This window comes from Flavobacterium sp. LMO6, assembly GCF_009495795.1.
GTDB lineage: Bacteria > Bacteroidota > Bacteroidia > Flavobacteriales > Flavobacteriaceae > Flavobacterium.
The window spans coordinates 204,956-226,505 of the sequence record NZ_WIBH01000005.1; the positions used below are offsets into that span (position 1 = coordinate 204,956).

The window sequence follows — 21,550 nt, forward strand, 5'->3', positions numbered from 1 at the left end:
TTTAATTTGGAATTATCATTTTAACTTTAAACCCTTTTCCAGGTTCAGTATCAAAAGTAATAGTTCCTTGTATAGAAAAAATACGTTTTTCCACATTTTCAAGTCCATTTTTAATAATAGTGCTTTTTTGGGCACCAATTCCATTATCAGAATAGTCAATTTCAACACAATTATCATCGTTTTTAAATCGAAGAGATACTACAGAACATTTACTATGCTTTTTCATATTCACCATTAATTCCTGCAAAGTTCTAAATACTACGATTTTGGTTTCTCTATTCCATTTTAAAGAAACACCATCAAAATGTTGTAAAATAACATGTATATCATTTGAAGCATAAGTTGAAATCATCGTGCGTAACTGCTCCTCATATAAAGCATCGGTGCGAATTTCGTTATTTTCTTTAGAAATATTTCTAGCCCTAGTATAAATGGTATCCAAATGATGTAAAAGCACCTCTTTATTAGCCGATTGTTCAAGATTTTGAGTTTCCGCAAAAGCAATAGTATTATGAACATCATTAGCTAATTCATCATGTAATTGTTTAGAAATTTTAGTTTCGGTTTCATATTGTGTTTCAAATAACTTTCGTTTATTTCGTTGTAGCGTTAAACGATAAAGTAAAGTAAAAATAACAATACTAAGTACCAATAATAAAATATAAACATACATTTTAAACTGATATTCTGCCTTTTCAACTCTTATTTTTTGAGCATCATATTTAATTTTAGCAAACTGATTTTTAGATAATTGACGTGCTTTTTGCAGACTATCATTTAGTTGAATATAACGGTCATGAAACTCATTTTTTTTATCTAAATCTGCACTCGTTTTAAATAATAAATTCAACGCTTCTAATTGATCATCTGGTATAACAGCATTTTGAGCAGAGGAATATGCTTTTGAAGCCCAATCAAAAGCAATTTTGGGTTGCTCTTTTTCATAAAATTTAGCCAAATGCATGTAAGAAGAAACCAACTGACTATCATCATAATTAGATGTTCTAATAGCCAAAGCCTTATTCATATAGGATAATGCCTCTTTCCTTTTTAATTGAAATAAAAAGTAACCTTTATTATGAAGAACCCTCGCATATTCTAGCGGTGCAGCAACTAACACCGGATTATTTTCAATTTTATTTAAAATCGAAATTGCCTTATGATAATGATGCTCTTTAGAATATAAATAAGCTATATTATTTTGAATAATACAACGTGTTAATTCATCATCTGTAAGTGATAAAGCTTTATCATAATACACTAAACCATCATCAAAATTATTTAAATGTGTAAAATTTAATCCCAATCCTATATAGGCATTTACTTGATAAGCAATTGGAATACTCGCATCAAACAATGCAATTGCCTTAGTTGCCGTAGCTTCACTTCCTACATAATCACATTCTATTTTCTCAATCTCTGCCATGCGCAATAAACAATACACCATTCGTTTAGTATACTGTTGGGCCTCATTATGAGTAAAAGATTGATCGTAATAATAGTAAGCCTCTCTATACTTTTGCTGAGCATTTAAAGTTTCGGCCAATTCTAAATTTTTATCTAACGCAGGTGAAATTTCTGAAATATCATTTTTACATGAAACCAGCAAGCAAAAGGCACTTAAAAAGAAAAACTTATATAAAAACATCTAATTTATTTAATACCCGAAATTAATAAAATTTCATTGAAAAGGGGCTGATATTAACTATAAATATTTTTATTTAAAATACGGAAATACACATGTTTTAAAGTTTTCAAAAGAATAATTTTGAAAGTAAATATAAGAAGTTCTACTTTTTATCGTTATTTATGAACCAAATCTTATTACGTATGAAAAATTATTTCAGCACACTCCTGCTTGTGCTAAGTCTATCTATTCTAGTAGCTTGCACAAAAAACAAATCAGAAGAAACGGTTAGAACTGAAGAAGAAAATGCCTTAGCACCTCCTCTACCTCAAGCCAATATTACTTTTGAAAAGTATTCTATTTTACCTACAAAAGACACAGTAATTCACCATCAATCTGGTGCTGTTATTACGATTCCAAAAAATGCATTTTTAGATGAAAATGGAAATAGTGTTACTAAACCTGTAGCGGTAAAATTCAGAACATTTTCAAATCCATTAGAAACCTATTTAGCCGGAATTCCTATGGAAATTACAGACCAAGACGGAAACACACAAGTCTTTGAATCGGCTGGTATGTTTGAAATAAATGCGTCCTTCAAAGGAAAAAATCTAAAAGTAAACCCTGAAAATAAAATTAAGGTCGGACTTCCAAGTTATACCGCTGATACTAAATTTAACACCTATGATTTAGATAGTACGAGCAATACATGGAAATTAAACGGAAAAGACAATATAAACGTGATAAAAGAAAGTGATGAATTAGACGCTTTACCCGAAGTACCCATAGAACCCAAAATAGCCACTAAATTTTCGTTTCAAGTTTTCGATAAGCTGAATAAAAACGACAAACTAGAAATGTACAAAGATGTTTGGTTTGATCCTATTGATGGAAAAAAATGCGGATTTGACTTTGCAAAAGATATAATTGTAGAAAACTTGAATAATGGCACTTATCAAGTAACATTTGTGCCTTGGAATAAAATTCCAGATACTGTTAAAACCAAATGCATTTGTACACTAAGTTTTAAAGATAATACATCGTATAATAAAGCGCTTAAAGCGTACAAACGAAAATATGCCAGTCTATTAAATAAAGTTGAAAAAGAAAAAGCAATAATAGAAAAGAGATGGGCTATTTACCGAGAAAAAAGAAGGGTTTATCAAGCGTATTTTCTCAATAAAAATATGGATAAATTAAACGAATCCCAAAAAATAATGCGTACGCTAGAAGTCTCTAATTTCGGAATTGTAAATTTAGATTGGCCACATGCCTATCCGCAAGGGGCAAATGTTGCGCCTATATTTGTTGATGAAGATGGTAATGCTTTGGCTTTAAAAAACGTTATTTTAATTGAAAAAGGTGAAAATGCCATTTACAGATATCCAAATAATATTTACTTTAATCCTAATGAAGAAAACACATTAATTGGAATTACAGCTAACGGATTACTCGCCTACTATACAACAAACGATTTTAAATCTTTACCATCAACAAAAGAAAAAGTAGTTTTTAAAATGCGAGTTCACCCAGTTCCATTACAATCGTACGAAGAAATAGTAAAAGTGTTTTTTAGTAAATCGTAATACTATTAAAATGCAATTACACAAACACACTATTAATGTTCTATTAATAGTGTGTTTTAGTATAGTATAGTATAATATGTAATGATTTTTTTTTCTACAACCCGTTCACAAAATTTACGTCAGTTCGAGTAATTTTCGATAGAAAATTGTATCGAGAAGTTTTCCTCATCAAACAATAAATAAATCTAATACCCGATGAATGAAATTTACGTCAGTTCGAGTAATTTTCGATAGAAAATTGTATCGAGAACAAGTCAAATTTCATTAATAACAACTTTCTTTACACTTCATTTCGAGTGCCAAGCGTATCGAGAAGTTTTCCTCTTCAAACCACAAAAATAAATCTAATACCCATTGAATGAAATTCACGTCAGTTCGAGTAATTTTCGATAGAAAATTGTATCGAGAACAAATCAAATTTCATTAATAACAACTTCGTTATTCGTCACTTCAAGTGCCAAGCGTATCGAGAAGTTTTCCTCTTCAAACCACAATAATCAAAGCTAAAAGATTATTTAGAAAGTAATAAAAATAAACTACTCTTTAAAAATATTCATTTCCTCATTGTAAATCGGGCTCTCAATATTTAAAAAGTTCAAAACACTATGAAAAACATGATATTGAGAAAGCATGTCAAATTTCTTAATCTTTTTAGAACTATCCTCTGGAAGCCATACAATAAAAGGAATTTCATATTGTTCTTTAGGAGCAATACTCATTGGAATACCATGCATATACAAGTTTTTTTCACCTAAAGATTCGCCATGATCAGAAACAAAAAGCAGTGTGCTTTTATATGAATCTAATTCTTGTAATGCTTCTATTGTTTTGTGCAAAATATAATCGGTATAAACAATTGTATTATCATACGCATTTATAAGTTCGGCTTGAGAACAATTAGACAATTCAACACTTTCACAAACCGGTTTAAAATGTTCAAATTGTGAAGGATATTTTTTGTTATAACTAGGACCGTGACTTGTGCTTGTATGTAAAATAATCAAAATTTTGTTCTTTTTACTAGCTAAAATTTGTTCTTTTAAACCATATAAAAGTACTTCGTCATAATTACAATACTCTTCTTTACAATTAGTCTGTAAATAGGCTCTATCTTGATAATTTTTAATATGAACAGGTGGCTCTCCCCAGTTAGAAGTTCGCCAAATTACTTCAACATCATTGCGATATAAATAATTAGGTAAAATTTCATATAAATCACCTGTTTCTTTATGATCTAAAATACTTTTTACTCCAGCAGTAGTATAAGTGGCACTAGAATTGGCATCAAAATGGAATAAATTTTGAGTTTTAGACAACAACGGATTCGTATTTTTACTGTAACCATACAACGAAAAATTTTGTCTTCGAGCCGATTCTCCAATAACCAAGACCACAACTGCCTTTTCATTATCCTTAATTTTAGCATCAGGAAGTAAAATTTCTTTTTCATTTTTCTTACTCTCATGAATATAAAAAAGAGAGGTATTCACTACATAGGACCAAGGCATCGCTAAACCTCCTAATCGTTTTGAATTCTTATCAATCCAAAGCCAATTACTTGCATTAACAAAAACTAAAACTAATGCAAATAGTAAAGTAAGTGATGAAAGTATTGAAAATCTCTTAAAAGAAACGCGTTCAACTTTACTTCTAAGAATAAAATAACTTGGTAAAACTCCTAAAAAAAGAAGATATAACACCATTTTATAAGAAAAATAACTACTCGATTCATCGTAATTGGTATTAAACACATTACCTATCATGCTTTCATCTACAATGATGCCATAAGTAGCTACAAAATAAACGGCAATAGCATTCATTAAAAAGAACAACACCAATAAAAATTTGCCTATTCGTTGAGATAAATACAACAGTAAAAAAAACACAAATGCATTTAATACAATCATAAGCACAACTAAACTTGCAATTACAAAAACGCCGCTAAAACTTTTATAATTGATATTCTCAAATACGAAATTAAAAAAAGGAATATGAAAAAATAAGAAGTTAAGACAACTAATAAATAAAACAAAAGAAAGAATCTTAAAGTTATTTTTTAAAGTAAACATAAATAAATTTATAAAGAGCAACAAATAAACTAATTAATGCTAAATAAAACACTATAATATTTTCATTAAATATTTTTATAGAAACCGAAACGAAACAAGCTACGATTGCAATAATAAATACTGGAGCAAATTTCTTTAAACAAATCCAATTCCAAATCTTATATCTTCTACTAATCATAATTCCTAATAATGCAGATATAAACCCCACTATACTCCCAACCAGAACATCAAGAGGAAAATGGGCTCCTACAGCTACTCTAGACAATCCAATAAGATATCCTAATGAGAGCATAAGAAAAATCCAACCCTCTTTATACACGCTTTTTTTAGGCATAAAGGCAAGCATTACTATGGTTAAAATCGTAAAAACAGTAATGGTATGACCTGATGGCAAGCTACTAAAACCATGTAAAGTGCGCCCTATAATAATAAAACTACCTTCATCTAAAATTTCAGCAGGTCTGGGAATTAAAAATAAATCCTTTAAAAATTTACACAATATCGCCGATACTAAAAGTCCGGAAATTAATGACTCCCATACTTTTGGTGCATATATAACCAATAGAATTATAAAGGAAAGAAAAATTGAAGCATCTCCTAATTGCGTTAAGTTAAATGCCGTTTTAGAAAACTCTCCAAAATAATGATTCAATTCATAAAACCAATCTTTTTGAATGGCAACATAACCTTGAACATTAAATGCATTATTTACCAAAAGAAATAGAACGATAGTTAGTATCAATAATAGGGGAAGTAAAAATAACCTAGGCTTAATTTTATTCAAATTAGCAATTACAACTGTGTTCATTTTAAGAATTTATTAACAAAAATAAATAAATATCTTAAAAATTGGATAAAAAATTACAGAATTAAGAATAAATTAAGTTTCAAATTTAAAATTCAAAAAAGATGCTTGAAAATTATTTTTTTATTAATTAACCCTCGGTGAGACACTTATTTTATATTTTTCTCTTTAATGCGTTCAATTCTTTTCTTGTAATTAGCATTTGCACTGTCAGTATAATTGAGATTGGAATTTCGCCTTTTAATTAAATTCCATTTTATGAATCAGTGTATTGTTCTTAAAATAATAAGCTTCGTAGTAAGTTGAGCCTATGGTATGAACTTCTTCAATTACAACTTTATCTGCATTTTTAATTGCTACCAATTCTTGTTGGGCTAACGTTAGTTCGGTTATTGGAATAATTTGCTCAAATTCAAACCCCTCATTATAGGTAAATTCAAGGGCATAGTTTGCATTTTGCCATTTCAATTTACTTTCCAATCCTTTTTCAATTACTGCGGTATCAATAGTTCCATTATTAGCAACTAACAAATCGGAACCAGATTGAGAAAGCAGCAAAAAACCCGATACCACCATAGCAAAATAGCCAATTTTTTTAAACAATAGTTCACTCAATTTAGGTAAAATCCATTTCATGGTTAAAGAAGAAAGAATGGCAGCAACAGCAACAACAATACCAATATAAACAACTTTCATAGTTATTAAACCAAACAAAAAATACAAAACAATTTTAACCAAATGTAAAATAATTTCATTGGCGGCTCTTGTTGCTACAATTTCTTCTTTTGTAAGTCCGTAACGTAAATAAAAACGGTTAAATAGCAACCCCACAGCGCCTGTTAATCCTGATAAAAAACCGGCAGAAAATCCAATAAGTGCTAAAATAAAATTTTTAGGCTTTTCGGAGTTGTTTAGTTCCTTTGGTTTCTTAAAAAGAAAGGTTAAGTTACTCATTAAAAAAAGTCCCATGGCAATTTCCAAGTAAACAGGATTTACATATTTCAGCAACCAAGCCCCTAACCATACCGCAGGTAATGCAGCGGGTACAAAATATTTAACAATTGGCCAACTAATGCTTTTTCTAAAAATAGCAAGTCGAGAAGCCGAACTTGTAAAGGTACCAATGGATAAAGCGGCAGGAACCTGACTAATTGGTAAAAGTCGACCAAGTATTGGTATAAGCATAAGTCCTGCACCACCACCACAAATGGCACTTATAGAAAATGCTAAAAAACTAACTATAAATATGATGATTAATGTAATTGTCATGCTTTGTTTTTGAATGTAAATGGCAGTAGATTATTCCGCCCAACTTTATTTACCATCAAATATAAACAACTTATAGCAACCCTTTAGGTGTAATTAAATTTTAATACTTATTTAACAACATAACAAACTAAACGTATAGCTAATGTTGTCTATGAAAAGTGCAAAGTCAAAGCTTAATACTCTGTGTAGCTCTCTCAACACAAACCATCCCGAAGCTTCGGGAAAAAAAACTCGGTGCATCTCTATATAACAAACTATGTCCCTATGTGTTTAAAAATCCGTCACCATCAGCGCTTCGCCAAGGCGGACCCGTATAATCCGAGTGCTAAAACAATGGCAAGTTCAAATTCAAAAATCAACTTCAAAAGTGAAACGCTCGGTGTAGCTCTCTCAACGCAAACAATATCAAAAAAAACTCGGTGAAGCTCGGTGTAAATTTCTCATTAGCCTTCGACTTCGCTCAGGGTGACAATCGAGTCAACCCGTATCATCCGCGTGCCAAAACAATAGCAAGTTCAAATTCAAAAATCAACTTCAAAGTGAAACGCTCGGTGTAGCTCTTTCAACACAAACAATATCAAAAAAAACTCCGTGAAGCTCGGTGTAAAAACTTAACCACAAAGGGCACTAAGAATGCACAAAGAACATAAAAAATCTATGATTCTATGTGGTTAAAAAATCCGTCACAATCAGCGCTCCGCCTTGGTGGACCCGTATAATCCGCGTGCTAAAATAATGGCAAGTTCAAATTCAAAAATCAACTTCAAAGTGAAACGCTCGGTGTAGCTCTCTCAACGCAAACAATATCAAAAAAAACTCGGTGAAGCTCTGTGTAACAAACTATGTCCCTATGTGTTTTAAAAATCCGTCACCATCAGTGCTCCGCCAAGGCGGACCCGTATAATCCGCGTGCTAAAACAATGGCAAGTTCAAATTCAAAAATCAACTTCAAAAGTGAAACGTCCGATACTTCGGACCTAGTGTAGCTCTCTCAACGCAATCCATCCCGAAGCTTCGGGAAAAAAACTCGGTGCATCTCTGTGTAACAAACTATGTCCCTATGTGTTTAAAAAAATGCAACAAGCTTAACAGCATAACAAAACAAAAAAACCTCTTATACCTTAATTATTTTTTGTTAAATTAGTAATCATGCCTTTAAATATAAAACCATGAAAAGGAAGAACCGAATACCAATACAACCTTCCTAACAACCCTAAAGGTCGGAAAGTAGCCGTTTGAACCAATTGATTGCCAACAATTCTAAATTCCAGCCAAGCTTCTCCGGGTAATTTCATTTCAGCAAACAGCAACAAACGTCCTTCTTCCTTATTCGCATATAAAACCCGCCAAAAATCTAATGCATCACCTGTGTTTAGTTCGTTCTCAGAAGTACGCCCTCTTCTTAGTCCTACTCCACCCGTTAGCTTATCTAAAAAACCTCTAATTTTCCATAACCAATTACCATAATACCAACCCGTATTTCCTCCAATACTCCAAATTTTGTTAATACAATTCTCTTGGTTTTCAACAGTACTAGTTCTTCTGTCTTTAAAACATCCAAAAGAAGGAACTTGAATAAAATCGGACACATTAAAATTTAATCCACTACTTGAATAAGCATCTTTCCAACTGGAAATAATTTCGTTGTTTTCAATCTTACTAAAAGCTCTTTTTAAGGCTGCTGTATAACTTAAGGGTTCTATTCCAAGAATAGTATTCAGTTTATTATCTCTACAAACCACCTCTACTTTCATACTATGTACTAAAGAAGTGGCAAGGTTATAAGACGTAGAGGTTACAAAATACAGCCAGTAAGAAGAAAGTTTTGGAGTCATTATAGGAACAACAAAAATGCTACGTTTTAAATTACGCACTTTTCCAAAATCCAATAACATATTTTTATACGATAGTATATCAGGACCTCCTATATCAAAATTTTGATTATAGGTTTCTGGATGAAACAAAGTTTTGGAAAGAAAAGCAATAACATCTGAAATTCCAATAGGTTGGCATTTGGTATGCAACCATTTGGGAGTCACCATAACAGGTAGTTTTTCAACCAAATCTCTAATAATTTCAAAAGAAGCACTTCCGGAACCAATAATAATTCCTGCTCTTAAAGTAGTAAAATTATAAGCCCCTTTACTTAGTTCTAATTCTACGTTTTTTCTTGAAGTTAAATGTTTAGAAAGTTCTGTTTCATTAACAATACCACTTAAATAAACAACATGTTTCACTTGGGTTTTTTGAAGCGCATTTCTAAAATTTATAGCTGAAATTTCTTCCATAGATTCATAATCTCCTGCCGAAGACATAGAATGCACTAAATAATAAGCTCCATCAATATCTTCAGGAATACTTTCAAGAGATTTTTCATCCAATAAATCAATCTGAAGCACCGTTATATTTGCTTTTAAAGATTCTGGTGGATTAAATCTATTACTATCTCTAACGCAACAAACAACTTCGTGTCCTAATTCAATTAAAACCGGAAGCAATCGTTTACCAATATAACCTGTAGCACCTGTTAGTAATATTTTCATATCGTTTTTTTATAATATAATTTGTAACAACTTTAGATTAGTAAATAAGAAATGCTATTCGAAATCTAATCCGTAAGGCTTAAAGTTATAATTTTTTACGATTAAAAATTAAATTAACTTTTTAAACCGTACCTAATAGTACAATATAATTATTGGAAAACTATACTAAATATAAAAAAATATCAAATTTAACCCTCTGGTATCCTTTGTTTTTGTTGAAGTTTTATTGGCTGAATTTCGTTTCTGAAGAAAATGAAATAAAGGCAGAATAAAAAAAGGGCAGATTAAGTTATCTATACCCTTTTTTATATTTAAAAATATTATGCTTTAACAGAAGTAAGTGCTTCGCAAACTTCAGCACATTTTTTACATGCTTCAGCACATTCTTTACAACTTTCATGATGAGATGCATGTTTAGCACACTCTATCGAACATGCTTTACAAATTTTAGCACACAAATCGTGTAGATCTTGTGCGTATTCAGAACCTCTTGCATCAAATCTTGCGCACAATGCACAAATGTCAGCACAGTCGCGGCACAATAGGATACAATCTTGATTGCCATCTTTAATACAATCTGTGATACATTTTTCGCATGTAACTAAACAAGCTAGACAAGCTTCAATACAACTTTTTAAATTTTTCATTTTACTTTGATTTACATTGTGAATGAATTTTCATAATGTGGTAAATGTAAATACTTTATAAAGCAGACATGTTACATAATTATATAGATTATAGGGTATCATTCACTCCTTTTTTCTTTATAATGGTGAACTTTTAGTTTGATATTTAACTAAAAATTAATAAACGTTTTTAAAATTCATTTTTAAAATAATCTACCTTTATAAATATGATGAAAGGATTTTATTTTAAACAATACGAAGCACCCTATCAAACCCCTTTTGATAGACTTTTTGGTATTTTTAAAGAGTTAATAACGCATACTTCGGGCGATTTCGACGAAGCCATTGATTGGTTGCGTGAACTTGATGTAGAATACAAATTAACCGATGAAAACTACACCATCGACGATTTTATTGAAGATTTAAAGAAAAAGGGATACATCCAAGAAGAATTCAAAGAGGACGGCTCTTCTGGTGGAATAGGTATCACCGCAAAAACCGAACGTGCGATTCGTCAACAAGCTTTAGACCAAATTTTTGGGAATCTTAAAAAAGCAACTGGAGGAAATCACAAAACCAAGCAAACGGGAACTGGGGATGAACACACAGGAGAGTTACGTGAATTTAATTTTGGCGATGGACTCGAACGAATTTCTTTAACAGAAAGTCTTCGTAATGCACAAATCAACAATGGTGTGGAAGAATTCATGCTTACAGAAAATGATTTAGTGGTTGAAGAAACGCAGTTTAAATCGCAAATGAGTACTGTTTTAATGATTGACATTTCGCACAGCATGATTCTTTATGGCGAAGACCGAATTACACCAGCCAAAAAAGTAGCGATGGCATTAGCCGAACTAATCACAACTCGATATCCGAAAGATACACTCGATATTTTGGTTTTTGGTAATGACGCTTGGACAATTGCTATTCGCGATTTACCTTATCTAAAAGTGGGACCTTATCATACCAATACCGTCGCTGGATTGCAATTGGCAATGGATTTGCTCCGAAGAAAACGCAACACCAACAAGCAGATTTTTATGATAACTGATGGAAAACCAAGTTGCGTGAGAGAAAAAAATGGCGATTATTATATGAACAGCAATGGGCTCGACGAATATATCGTTGACAAATGCTACAACCAAGCGCAACAAGCCCGAAAATTGCATATTCCCATCACTACTTTTATGATTGCAAATGATCCTTATTTACAGCGATTTGTAGATAATTTTACGGAAGCTAATCAAGGGAAAGCATTTTACACGGGACTAAAAGGACTTGGTGAAATGATTTTTCAGGATTATGAAGCAAATCGGAAGAAGAAAATTAAGTAAGTAGTGTTCTGTCTCAGTTTGCAGAAGCAGTTTACAAATTATCAGGAACAAACTAAATCATCATAAACTTTTCAATTCAAATAATAATTAAATGAATAACATAAAAACACTTGGCGAATTAAAATTATCTGGATACCAATCAAAAAGTATAAAAGACGAATTGCGCCATAACCTAAGAGAAAAAATAAAATCGGGAAAACCGGTTTTTGAAGGAGTTTACGGATTTGAAAATACGGTTGTTCCAGAACTTGAAAGAGCGATTTTGTCTCGTCACAACATCAATCTACTTGGACTTCGTGGTCAGGCAAAAACCCGATTGGCACGCAAAATGATTGAATTATTAGACGAATATATTCCCGTAATTGCTGGTTCAGAAATCAATGACGATCCCTTAAATCCAATTTCTCGCTTTGCAAAAGATTTAATTTCAGAAAATGGCGATGCAACTCCAATTGAGTGGATGCATCGAAGCGAACGTTTTTACGAAAAATTGGCAACGCCAGATGTTACGGTTGCCGATTTAATTGGTGATGTTGACCCTATAAAAGCAGCTAACTTAAAGCTTTCTTATGCTGACGATAGGGTAATTCATTTTGGAATGATACCAAGAGCCAATCGTTGTATATTCGTAATCAACGAATTACCCGATTTACAAGCCCGAATTCAAGTGGCACTTTTCAATATCTTGCAAGAAGGCGACATTCAAATCCGTGGTTTTAAGTTGCGATTGCCTCTCGATATGCAATTTGTTTTTACTGCAAATCCAGAAGATTATACCAATCGTGGCAGCATCGTAACCCCTTTAAAAGACAGAATTGGTTCTCAAATTTTAACCCATTATCCAGAAACTATTGCCATTGCAAGAGCCATCACGGAACAAGAAGCCAAGCTCGACGAATCGCAATCAGATTTGGTTTATGTCCCAAGTTTCGCCAAAGATTTGCTAGAACAAATTAGTTTTGAGGCACGAGAAAGCGAATACATCGACAACAAAAGTGGTGTTTCGGCACGTATGAGCATTACCGCTTACGAAAATTTGTTAAGCACTGCAGAAAGAAGAGCTTTGAAATCTGGAAACGACAAAACCACTTTACGCTTATCCGATTTTATGGGAATAATTCCTGCAATTACAGGCAAAGTAGAGTTGGTTTATGAAGGAGAACAAGAAGGAGCTGCCATTGTTGCACAACATTTAATTGGCGATGCCATCCATACTTTTTTTCCAGCTTATTTTCCTAAGATTGAAAAATTAGAAAAACAAGGCGAAAAAAATGCATTTTCAGATACAATAGAATGGTTTTACGCATGCGGTTTTCAATTATTAGATGATTGTTCTGACGAAGAATACCAATCAATTTTAGATGATGTTGCGCCATTGGACATTTTAATTAAAAAATACCAGCCACAAACCTTACAAGAAGATATCTATTTTATGAAAGAATTTATCCTTTGGGGATTAGTAGAATATGACAAACTATCAAAAGACCGTTTTGAAAACGGCTACCAATTTAAAGATACCTTGGGCAGTTTTATTAATAAACTATAAAGCAAAAGCGGATTTGAAATTCAAATCCGCTTTTTTTATCTCCAAAAGAAACCAATTAACAAAACACCCAACAATCCCACTAGGAAAAATAAACAACCACTACTAGTAGTTCGATTATACACCCGATTATACAAAGCTTTTTTAGGATCGGTTAACCAGCCCATGCCTATGGATGCTTTAAAACCTAAATTATGACGTATAACACGCTGTACAGAAGTACGTGCTGCAATACGTTTAGTAACAGATGGAATTCTAAAACCTATTTTCATTACTCTTCCTTTTTTGTTTTTTGATACCTAAACTTATTTCGGTTATAATATATTGCTTCTCATTTATTGTTTTAATACTGAACGCGAAAGGATTAGCTTCGCTGAACTTCGTTTCGCGCACGAGCGTTGAAAGGATTCAATTTGTTAAAAATTATCAAATAATGGTTTATTACTCAAATCTTGAACCCAATCACTAATTTCAAAATGAAACCAATTACAGAACGTTTTGTAATCTAGTTTTTCAGGCCAATCATTTTGGTCAGTCCAAATACCAAATAGTTCTTCTTCAAAAATTTCTTTATAATATTTTTTAATGTGCTTATCTGCATTATCAAAATCAGGATTTGTTAAATAAGTGTGTGATTCACCTAAAACATTAATTTCCATTGGAAATTCTGGCGTTAAGGTATTTGCCCAATCTATAAAAGGTTGTTTTGGGGTAATGGTTATGGCACTTCTGTTCATAATTTTCTTATCTTAACTTTTTTATTGTTTATTAATCAAAATCGAGAGGTTTAATTTATGATTCTTCAACTATCTCTATATCTTCATATCTCAACTCCCCGCTGCGCAAAGTCTCCCGACTTTGAGCTATCAATATTACTTATCAAATAGAATTAAACTCCTTTTTTTTATAATAAGCTATACTATTTCAACTGAAACCCTGCTTCTACTTCCCACTTATAAAATCAATCACAACTTTATTTGTGCTCGCGTGAAACATAAACATCCTGTTCAAGTTGTTTCATTACAATAGAGTTGATACGGAAAATTATTAAAAATTTTGGCTAGATTAACTTCGGAATAGGATATGATAGCGGTTGTTTAGCACATCTTTGTATTTTCCTTTGTATTCCTCCGATAGGAATGAGTTATCAATCCATTTAAGGGCTAGTTCTTTGTTTTTTATGAATCTTTTTGAGAGGCTAGTTAGTTGTTTTTGGTTGAGTCCTAAACTTAAACCTAATCGCTCAAAGTGCTCCCATTGTATTTTCTTCTTTTTACCTTCTAATGTTAAGGCTAATTCTTCTGTATCGTCTGGGTTTACGATGGCTACATTTAGCAGGTCATAAGCAGGTGCTAATATCCAACTGTCTTCTTTTTTAATCATGGAGAAGTTTTTTAAATGCATATCGTTGTTTCCTGTTAGAAACGAAAAAATGGCTATTTCTAGAAAGTATAGTTTGTCTAATAAGGTGTTGTCTGAAAATTCATTTAGTGCTTTTCCTACCTTTTCCATAGAACTTTTGTATTTGTCGAATGCTTCGGTGATTTGGAACATATCGAGCATGTGGATTTTTTCTCCAGTTTCGGTACGGTCGATGCGTTTTGTGATATAGGATAATTCGCCTGATTGTATACGAATTAAACTTGATTTTACTACATTAATACCAAATGCTTCCGCAATGCGCATGGTTACATGTTCGTTTTCGGGCATTTCTGGAAAGTGGTTGGATGGTGGTTTAAAAATATAATTTCCTCCCAAAGCTCCTACTACTGTCAAACGCCACTTGTTACCGTCTTGCATGGTATCATGAATAACCGATAATGATAATTTAGGTTGTACTCCAGGAACTGCGACACTTCTTTCTACTACATTTTTAGCTAGTTCCGACATTTGTTGTAAAGAATGTTCAAAAACAGGTTGTTGTTTAGTTCCAAAAAAATCCAAACTGCATGCTTCGTGAAAATCACCCGATGCATTTTTATCCAATGCTTGATAACAATATATACACTTTTTACTCATTTTCGTTCTGTATGGGTTGAACACTTACGGCTCCTATGCAGTTTTGACAACATGCTAATAATAATCCCATACGATCATTGGGATTGATTTTCCAATTTTTTGAAGCAATGTCTAATAACCACCCTTCTGGAATTAAACCTTCGAAAAAAGGAAATAATCGTTTATCGGTATAAGGTTTACTACTTACTGGCATAGTTAATGAAATTGACTCTTTTGGATGTTCGGCTATGTATTTTTCATCGTATTGAAAAACATAATCACCATCATCTGTCTCCGTCAGGATTCCCGCTATAACTTCTTTGTAATATATATTGGCTCTCCTCATGCTGCTTACTCGTTATTTTTCGTTAGTTCTCTTGCATTAACTGGAGCTAGCGTGTGCCCAAACATTTTAAGGACCTGATTTACCTTTTCCAAATTCAGGTTTTCTTTGCCTTGCTCTATTTTTCGGATAACGGTTAAGGCAACTCCTGCACGTTCAGCAAACTCCTCTTGGGTGAGGTTTACTTCGTTTCTTTTGGTTTTAACAAAATTCGCTAATGTCGTCATGATTATATGCTTTTACATCGATTTTAAACAAATATACTAAATTATATGTAAAAACATATAAAATTAATTACTATTTATTTTTTATATGCAAATGAATATAAATTATTCCCTTTGGGAGTTAAGACAAAATAGGTAAAACTGTCTAAAAATGCCATTTGGTAGACATCAACGTAAAACCAGCTCTTATACCTCTGAAATTTGCCCTGTCATTATTTCAGAAAGTATTGCAACCCACTGCTCAAACTCTCTCAACTTTGAGCTATTAATACTGCTTATCAAATAGAATTAAACTCCATTTTTTTATATAAAGCTATACTATTTCAACTGTACCTTTTTATTCGATATTCCTCAAAGTCGGGAGAATTTGGGGAGCGACATATTACTCAAGCTACTTGACAAAGCGTTTGTTTTAATATGGCATGTGTGGCTTTTTTAATATTTCTGAAAACTACAAGGAATCCTTATCTTTTTTAATTTTTAAATTAAAGCTAGGCGCTATATAGTCCTTAGGTAAATAATCCGAAGGAATTGTGGTCATGTTACCATCCCTTGCAGCACGGTAATGAGGTGAAAGAATTTCAATACCCCTCTCGTTACAAACATCTTGAATATTCTGATGCAGATTTGAATAAATTAAGGCTTGTTTACTTGCTTCTCTTGTATAGGCATTAATTTGGTAGGATACATAAAAATCATCAAGGCTTGTTTGCAAAACAAATGGTTTCGGTTCATCAATAATCAACTCGGTACTTAGTGCTGCATCTATCAATGCTTGATGCATATTTTTCCAAGGCACATCATATCCAATCGTAACTGTAGTGTAAATGACTAACCCTTTTTCAGCGGCTTCAATACTGTAATTTGTTGTGTTACCATTAAGAACTGATGAATTAGGGATTGTAATAACCTCATTTTTAATTGTTCTAACACGAGTTACAAGTAGGGTTTTTTCAATCACATCACCTGTAACATCATCAATTTTTATTCGGTCACCAATTTTAAATGGCCGCATATAAGTAATAACCAATCCGGCTACCATATTGGCTATTGCCGAAGATGAGCCCAATGAAAATAGAATTCCTATAAATACCGAAACTCCTTTGAAAACATCTGAGTTGGAACCAGGCAAATATGGAAATATTAAAACAAACATAAAGGCATACAAAAGGAATTTAACTATACTGTATGTTGGCATAGCCCAATCGGAATGAAAACCCGAAATTTTTAGCTTTTCTAATTCGATTTCGTGAAAAATATGTTTTACAAATTTAATAACGTACTTCATTACGAAGTAAATAACAAGGAGTGTGAAAAGATTGGGAAGGTAATCCCATATTCCAATCAAAACGCCCTTAAATGGAGACCAAATCAGATGGAACAAGGCACCAGCCCAATTACGTGAAAATGGAAAGATGCTAAAAATAATTGGTAAAGAAATGTAAAGAAGGATTGCATAAACAAACCATCGGAATATTCGTACCAAGAATAAAATCACCTGCATCTCCTGTTCTGCAGACAGAAAAGTATAATCTTTATAAGATAAACTCTTTAGCCATTTATCCTTTTTAGAGTCAATAAACACTAATAACCTTGTAAAACCTTTGCCAATTAACAAAAAAACCAACCATGCTAATGCTATAACAAGCAATACTAAACCTATCCTAATCATAAGTTTCATCCAGCTATTTTCACTTTTTGACTTGATTATAGAGTTTTTAACTATTTTCTTAAAGTGATCCGCCAATTCAGACATGCCTTTACCATACCAAATTGCATCGTTTTCCGAAATGCTCATTATGATTATTTCTCTATAAACAATGTCATAGGTATTTTCCGATTTTAAAACCAAAATTGAATCTATCTTTAAAAAATCATCTTCGTAGAGTTTTCTGATTTTACCGCTTATATTTAATGCTCTTTCACTGGGTGTTGAAGCACCAATTTTTGAGTATATAAAAAACAAAGTGTCTTTCAAAGCTCCCATTACCGGATAACCTTTAGCTGAATTGCGTAAAGAATCTATATGTAATTTTTTATCAGCTATTCGCTTTTTATCGTTTATCCCAATTGTTTTAAGCTGATTTAGCAAATCTGCTTTTTGAAGGTTATCTGTAGTTTTAAACTTCAATAATTGTAATTCTAATTCTGCTTTTTTAATCGAATCAGCAATTCGTTGCTTTTCAACTTCTTTCAGTTTCTGATTGTAATCCTTTAGGGCAACAATATTAATTGAATCATTTTTTTGAATCAAACCATCCGTCTGTCCATAACATATAAAGCTAAATGATAGTAAAAGCAGCGGTATTATTTTTAAGAATATTTTCTCCATAGTAAAAAGTATAGAATACAAAATAGAATAATCAAATTGAAAAAAATGCGGCTCATTGACAAGCTTTGGTAATCAGGCTACATGGTACGGCTTAACAATGGCCTACAAGAAATTTAAAAAGACAAAGAGTAAGGGATATTTTTCTCTTAATTCTCTCATTTCATCTCCTATTTCTGCTTCAATATCAAGTTTTTATTTCCCTGAATGTTAATACTTTGCATCCAAAAGAAGTGACAACCTGCCAAGACCAAGCCTACACAAATATAAACAAAATTTCGAATTTTCTTAACAAACGAAAACTACTAACTTTACTAGTGGGTTATACCTCAAAGTCGGGAGAATTTGAGGTATCAATACTACTTATCAAATAGAATTAAACACCATTTTTTTTATAAAAAGCTATATTATTTCAACTGTACCTTTTTATTTGTTATTCCTCAAAGCTGGGAGAATTTGAGGAGCGGGTTAATTTTTAGTAAACGTCTAATAAATTAATAAAACAACAAATAATTAAATTACATCAATCAACTTACCATGTAAATCATTTACTTTTTCTTCAATTTCAGTTAATTCAATCATAATATCATTAAACTGAGTATCAATCAAAGCGTCCTTAAATTCAATGTATCCCTCAGGCGTTTTTGACCATTTATTTTTTTTAATCATCTCTAAAACAATAACCATTTTATTTCCATAAGTAATATTATTATCAATATAAGGAACAAATATTGGATTTTGTTTTTTTACTTTTTGTTCAATTACATCAATTATAATCTTAGAAAATTCATCATCAATATCTTTATTTTTAATAATTTGATTTAATTTCTTTAATCTCGACTGAATGAATAATTTATATCTTTCAGAAGCCTCTGCAAAATCTCTTGCTATTTGAATCTGTCTATCAACTTCGTCTTGCTCGTTTAAAATTGAAAAATCAAAAAAAGATTCGGAAGCTATTTTAGATTGTGCAGTAGTCCAATTATTTCCCTCTTCTTTTGCTTCCGTAATAAATTCTTTTAGCCCAATAAATAACTCTTTTTGATCTCCAGACGATTGCTCTATAAATTGGTCAACATTTTTTTCTAGTACATCTGTAAAATTTTGAAATGCAACATTTCCAGGAATAGAATCATTTTTTAAATCCTCCTTATATTTATTTATGGCGATTTTTAATTCGTTTGTATCAATTGTATTTTCATTACTATTTTTAGCAAAATTATTAATTTGACCAAGAAGTGTAATTATAATCAAAACAGTAAAAGTAGTACTACCTCCATTCTGTTTTCTACCTAGAATAAACCAAAACAATATACCAAAAAAAGAAGCAAAAAGTAAAAAGGCAAAACACAAACCAATTGCATGTCCTATAAATTCAGGAATTCTAGTAATCTCTTTTAAACTCATTAAAACAGCAATAAAACATGCCACAGCATAAACAATCCAGTTTGTTTTAGTAATCCTATACGGAAATCGTTTCTTTTCCAATTCTTGAAATTCACTCATATTCTTATATTAATAAATTAAGTAATTATTCTTTCTTTAATTCTCTAATAATTTTATTGGTTCTTCTATCTGCATACATTCTATTCAACGCAGTTACTGCCCATATAAAAGCAGGAATCCAACCAATAATGGTAAGTTGTAATAGCAAACAAATAATTCCCGAACCTACTTTACCCTGAAGTATCAAACTCAACCATGGAAAGAAAAAAGCTAAAACGTAACGCATATTATATAATTATTTTATGTTTTGAGCTTTTATCAAACCTAATTCTATTTCTATTTCTTGCTGTTTTCTCGTTTTAGAAGCCGTTAAAACAATTCCAATAATAAATAAAATCAAACCCACTACAAAAATAGCCATACCAACAGCCATCTCTCCATCATAATCCTTATGATAATTATTAATATCATTTAAATTCTGATAGAAATCACATTTTCGAGTTGTATCTGTGTAAACAAAACCGCCAACACCAAAATTGGTTAATATCAAACCAATAATCAATAATAATATTCCAAATACTTTTTTCATATTTATTTAACTTTTAAACCAATTATCAGTTTCAGGGTCTTTACTTTCAATAGCACTTTTAGCTAACTTTCTTGCGTAACTTGGAATTTCTGGCTTTTCACTTTTATCCAATGAAATTACTTTATTACTTATTTTTTTAATTTCTTCAGTTGTTGTATTTTCAAGAAAATAGTACTCTCTTATTTCCTTGTGTAGAGCTAAATATTTTTCAGCAATTTCTTTGTGATTTGCTCTGTAATTTTTTCCCTCTCCTTCATTCCACAATAGTAGTGCTATTGTCCCAAAAAGACCAACTGCAGATAACCATTTGTCTACTGTTTCATTTATTCCAATGATACCTATAATATTTAACAAAGTACAAATCCAAATTGTATAAGTTATCAATTGTCGTCTTAAATCACAAGCTTTGAAATGACCTTTTGATGTATAAATAGTTTCTTCACCAAGTCTTCTCAACAATTCTTTTTCTTTAGTCTCCATCAAAAATAGGTTTTTCTGTTTTCAATAAAATTGATCCAATTATAGTTTGAGTTGCTATGAATGTTATTTCTTAAAAGTTGCATTTTTACTGCATCACTTTGATATCCATTATTATTAAAAAAATGTATCATCATTTCAGATAAATTGTTTTGATATAACTGTCTACCAAGATATAAACTACAAACTCTTTTTTCAATTTCGAAATTTTTAATTCCTTTTCTATGGTTAAAATTCCAAAGTTTAAGAATTTTAATTAAGTCAATAAATTTCGAATTTTGTCTTCTTAAGGCTATTATGTTTTGTTCTAATTCACCAAAACTCATACTTTGCCAATACAATAAATTTTTATCAGGAATACTTAAATTCCCAAAGTTATCTTCTTTGTATGGTGTTATATTAATTGGAATTTTTTGAAAATCAACCAAAATGGATGGTTTATCTTGCTTAATAGGTGTATTAGGATAGCTTTGTAATAAACAGTTCTTTAATACCGCTAATGCTGATTGTGGATTGCCAGAACCAACATATCTAAAATAAACATCAACATCACTAACTCCTTTTACCATTGTAGCTCTTTTATATGAACCACCAAGGAAAGGCTCTCTAAAATCAGGTTGATAGTTAACAATGTTTTTTAAATAACTTAAAGTATTAGCTATGTTGCTTAATTCGACTTGTGAATAAGAAACTAAATCAACTTTTTGTTTTATGTAGTTGTCAAGCATTGCATGTTATA

Annotated in this window: 20 protein-coding genes; 3 read left to right on the forward strand and 17 right to left on the reverse strand. The window is 31.5% G+C overall.

The window, feature by feature from the left end; translation table 11 throughout:
* Nucleotide 1: 1 nt before the first annotated feature.
* Nucleotides 2–1,648, reverse strand: a complete 1,647-nt coding sequence (locus GFJ99_RS07175; RefSeq protein ID WP_153208142.1) for a tetratricopeptide repeat-containing sensor histidine kinase — start codon at nt 1,646–1,648, stop codon at nt 2–4.
* A gap of 182 nt (nt 1,649–1,830) precedes the next feature.
* Here GFJ99_RS07175 and GFJ99_RS07180 point away from each other — a divergent pair, with 182 nt between their 5' ends.
* Nucleotides 1,831–3,213 (forward strand): hypothetical protein, encoded by a 1,383-nt coding sequence (locus GFJ99_RS07180; RefSeq protein ID WP_153208143.1) that lies wholly within the window; start codon nt 1,831–1,833, stop codon nt 3,211–3,213.
* Nucleotides 3,214–3,749: 536 nt separating this feature from the next.
* On the opposite strand, the gene eptA is transcribed toward GFJ99_RS07180, so the two are convergent.
* The 5 genes from eptA to GFJ99_RS13745 all read right to left on the reverse strand — a co-directional run bounded on the left by eptA (nt 3,750) and on the right by GFJ99_RS13745 (nt 10,411).
* Nucleotides 3,750–5,282 carry a phosphoethanolamine--lipid A transferase EptA gene (eptA, locus tag GFJ99_RS07185; protein ID WP_153208144.1) on the reverse strand — a complete coding sequence of 511 codons (1,533 nt, stop codon included), beginning with the start codon at nt 5,280–5,282 and terminating at the stop codon, nt 3,750–3,752.
* Complete coding sequence (locus GFJ99_RS07190) at nt 5,263–6,090, reverse strand: phosphatase PAP2 family protein (protein WP_238990078.1); 828 nt, start codon at nt 6,088–6,090, stop codon at nt 5,263–5,265. Before GFJ99_RS07190 ends, eptA begins: the two co-directional genes overlap by 20 nt.
* Before the next feature lie 237 nt (nt 6,091–6,327).
* Nucleotides 6,328–7,356 carry a sulfite exporter TauE/SafE family protein gene (locus GFJ99_RS07195; protein WP_153208145.1) on the reverse strand — a complete coding sequence of 343 codons (1,029 nt, stop codon included), beginning with the start codon at nt 7,354–7,356 and terminating at the stop codon, nt 6,328–6,330.
* Nucleotides 7,357–8,477: 1,121 nt separating this feature from the next.
* Nucleotides 8,478–9,899, reverse strand: a complete 1,422-nt coding sequence (locus GFJ99_RS07200) for an SDR family oxidoreductase (RefSeq protein WP_153208146.1) — start codon at nt 9,897–9,899, stop codon at nt 8,478–8,480.
* A gap of 320 nt (nt 9,900–10,219) precedes the next feature.
* Nucleotides 10,220–10,411: a four-helix bundle copper-binding protein gene (locus GFJ99_RS13745; RefSeq protein ID WP_238990079.1), complete on the reverse strand. Its 192-nt coding sequence runs from the start codon at nt 10,409–10,411 to the stop codon at nt 10,220–10,222.
* Between the two features lie 341 nt (nt 10,412–10,752).
* Between GFJ99_RS13745 and GFJ99_RS07210 the strand changes: the two genes are divergently transcribed.
* Together GFJ99_RS07210 and GFJ99_RS07215 are read left to right on the forward strand one after the other, a co-directional pair.
* Nucleotides 10,753–11,862 (forward strand): VWA domain-containing protein, encoded by a 1,110-nt coding sequence (locus GFJ99_RS07210; protein ID WP_153208148.1) that lies wholly within the window; start codon nt 10,753–10,755, stop codon nt 11,860–11,862.
* A 91-nt stretch (nt 11,863–11,953) separates the two neighbouring features.
* Nucleotides 11,954–13,408, forward strand: coding sequence for a magnesium chelatase (locus GFJ99_RS07215; RefSeq protein WP_153208149.1), 1,455 nt, complete (start codon nt 11,954–11,956; stop codon nt 13,406–13,408).
* Between the two features lie 35 nt (nt 13,409–13,443).
* On the opposite strand, the gene GFJ99_RS07220 is transcribed toward GFJ99_RS07215, so the two are convergent.
* The 11 genes from GFJ99_RS07220 to GFJ99_RS07270 all read right to left on the reverse strand — a co-directional run bounded on the left by GFJ99_RS07220 (nt 13,444) and on the right by GFJ99_RS07270 (nt 21,539).
* A complete protein-coding gene (locus GFJ99_RS07220; RefSeq protein WP_153208150.1) occupies nt 13,444–13,677 on the reverse strand; it encodes a hypothetical protein in 234 nt (77 codons plus the stop codon).
* 144 nt (nt 13,678–13,821) lie between these two features.
* Complete coding sequence (locus tag GFJ99_RS07225; protein WP_153208151.1) at nt 13,822–14,142, reverse strand: hypothetical protein; 321 nt, start codon at nt 14,140–14,142, stop codon at nt 13,822–13,824.
* A 328-nt stretch (nt 14,143–14,470) separates the two neighbouring features.
* Complete coding sequence (locus GFJ99_RS07230; RefSeq protein ID WP_153208152.1) at nt 14,471–15,424, reverse strand: HipA domain-containing protein; 954 nt, start codon at nt 15,422–15,424, stop codon at nt 14,471–14,473.
* Nucleotides 15,417–15,749 carry a HipA N-terminal domain-containing protein gene (locus GFJ99_RS07235; RefSeq protein ID WP_153208153.1) on the reverse strand — a complete coding sequence of 111 codons (333 nt, stop codon included), beginning with the start codon at nt 15,747–15,749 and terminating at the stop codon, nt 15,417–15,419. Before GFJ99_RS07235 ends, GFJ99_RS07230 begins: the two co-directional genes overlap by 8 nt.
* A 5-nt stretch (nt 15,750–15,754) precedes the next feature.
* Nucleotides 15,755–15,973: a helix-turn-helix domain-containing protein gene (locus GFJ99_RS07240; protein WP_153208154.1), complete on the reverse strand. Its 219-nt coding sequence runs from the start codon at nt 15,971–15,973 to the stop codon at nt 15,755–15,757.
* A 448-nt stretch (nt 15,974–16,421) separates the two neighbouring features.
* Nucleotides 16,422–18,302 (reverse strand): mechanosensitive ion channel family protein, encoded by a 1,881-nt coding sequence (locus GFJ99_RS07245; protein ID WP_153208155.1) that lies wholly within the window; start codon nt 18,300–18,302, stop codon nt 16,422–16,424.
* A gap of 510 nt (nt 18,303–18,812) precedes the next feature.
* The gene (locus tag GFJ99_RS07250) at nt 18,813–19,805 is read right to left on the reverse strand and encodes a hypothetical protein (RefSeq protein ID WP_153208156.1); all 993 of its coding nucleotides are present in this window, start codon (nt 19,803–19,805) and stop codon (nt 18,813–18,815) included.
* A 25-nt stretch (nt 19,806–19,830) separates the two neighbouring features.
* A complete protein-coding gene (locus tag GFJ99_RS07255) occupies nt 19,831–20,031 on the reverse strand; it encodes a YqaE/Pmp3 family membrane protein (RefSeq protein ID WP_153208157.1) in 201 nt (66 codons plus the stop codon).
* A 9-nt stretch (nt 20,032–20,040) separates the two neighbouring features.
* Nucleotides 20,041–20,334 (reverse strand): hypothetical protein, encoded by a 294-nt coding sequence (locus GFJ99_RS07260; protein ID WP_153208158.1) that lies wholly within the window; start codon nt 20,332–20,334, stop codon nt 20,041–20,043.
* 6 nt (nt 20,335–20,340) lie between these two features.
* Nucleotides 20,341–20,814, reverse strand: coding sequence for a hypothetical protein (locus GFJ99_RS07265; RefSeq protein WP_153208159.1), 474 nt, complete (start codon nt 20,812–20,814; stop codon nt 20,341–20,343).
* Nucleotides 20,814–21,539 (reverse strand): hypothetical protein, encoded by a 726-nt coding sequence (locus GFJ99_RS07270; protein WP_153208160.1) that lies wholly within the window; start codon nt 21,537–21,539, stop codon nt 20,814–20,816. The genes GFJ99_RS07265 and GFJ99_RS07270 overlap by 1 nt, the downstream gene beginning before the upstream one ends.
* Between the last annotated feature and the right edge of the window lie 11 nt (nt 21,540–21,550).

Coding starts and splice junctions, on each gene's coding strand:
- GFJ99_RS07260 (WP_153208158.1), bottom strand. CDS start 20,334: ATGAAAAAAGTATTTGGAATATTATTATTGATTATTGGTTTGATATTA.
- GFJ99_RS07240 (WP_153208154.1), bottom strand. CDS start 15,973: ATGACGACATTAGCGAATTTTGTTAAAACCAAAAGAAACGAAGTAAAC.
- GFJ99_RS07225 (WP_153208151.1), bottom strand. CDS start 14,142: ATGAACAGAAGTGCCATAACCATTACCCCAAAACAACCTTTTATAGAT.
- GFJ99_RS07235 (WP_153208153.1), bottom strand. CDS start 15,749: ATGAGGAGAGCCAATATATATTACAAAGAAGTTATAGCGGGAATCCTG.
- GFJ99_RS07255 (WP_153208157.1), bottom strand. CDS start 20,031: ATGCGTTACGTTTTAGCTTTTTTCTTTCCATGGTTGAGTTTGATACTT.
- GFJ99_RS07215 (WP_153208149.1), top strand. CDS start 11,954: ATGAATAACATAAAAACACTTGGCGAATTAAAATTATCTGGATACCAA.
- GFJ99_RS07230 (WP_153208152.1), bottom strand. CDS start 15,424: ATGAGTAAAAAGTGTATATATTGTTATCAAGCATTGGATAAAAATGCA.
- GFJ99_RS07265 (WP_153208159.1), bottom strand. CDS start 20,814: ATGGAGACTAAAGAAAAAGAATTGTTGAGAAGACTTGGTGAAGAAACT.
- GFJ99_RS07190 (WP_238990078.1), bottom strand. CDS start 6,090: ATGAACACAGTTGTAATTGCTAATTTGAATAAAATTAAGCCTAGGTTA.
- GFJ99_RS07175 (WP_153208142.1), bottom strand. CDS start 1,648: ATGTTTTTATATAAGTTTTTCTTTTTAAGTGCCTTTTGCTTGCTGGTT.
- GFJ99_RS07220 (WP_153208150.1), bottom strand. CDS start 13,677: ATGAAAATAGGTTTTAGAATTCCATCTGTTACTAAACGTATTGCAGCA.
- GFJ99_RS07200 (WP_153208146.1), bottom strand. CDS start 9,899: ATGAAAATATTACTAACAGGTGCTACAGGTTATATTGGTAAACGATTG.
- GFJ99_RS07210 (WP_153208148.1), top strand. CDS start 10,753: ATGATGAAAGGATTTTATTTTAAACAATACGAAGCACCCTATCAAACC.
- GFJ99_RS07270 (WP_153208160.1), bottom strand. CDS start 21,539: ATGCTTGACAACTACATAAAACAAAAAGTTGATTTAGTTTCTTATTCA.
- GFJ99_RS07245 (WP_153208155.1), bottom strand. CDS start 18,302: ATGGAGAAAATATTCTTAAAAATAATACCGCTGCTTTTACTATCATTT.
- GFJ99_RS07250 (WP_153208156.1), bottom strand. CDS start 19,805: ATGAGTGAATTTCAAGAATTGGAAAAGAAACGATTTCCGTATAGGATT.
- eptA (WP_153208144.1), bottom strand. CDS start 5,282: ATGTTTACTTTAAAAAATAACTTTAAGATTCTTTCTTTTGTTTTATTT.
- GFJ99_RS07195 (WP_153208145.1), bottom strand. CDS start 7,356: ATGACAATTACATTAATCATCATATTTATAGTTAGTTTTTTAGCATTT.
- GFJ99_RS07180 (WP_153208143.1), top strand. CDS start 1,831: ATGAAAAATTATTTCAGCACACTCCTGCTTGTGCTAAGTCTATCTATT.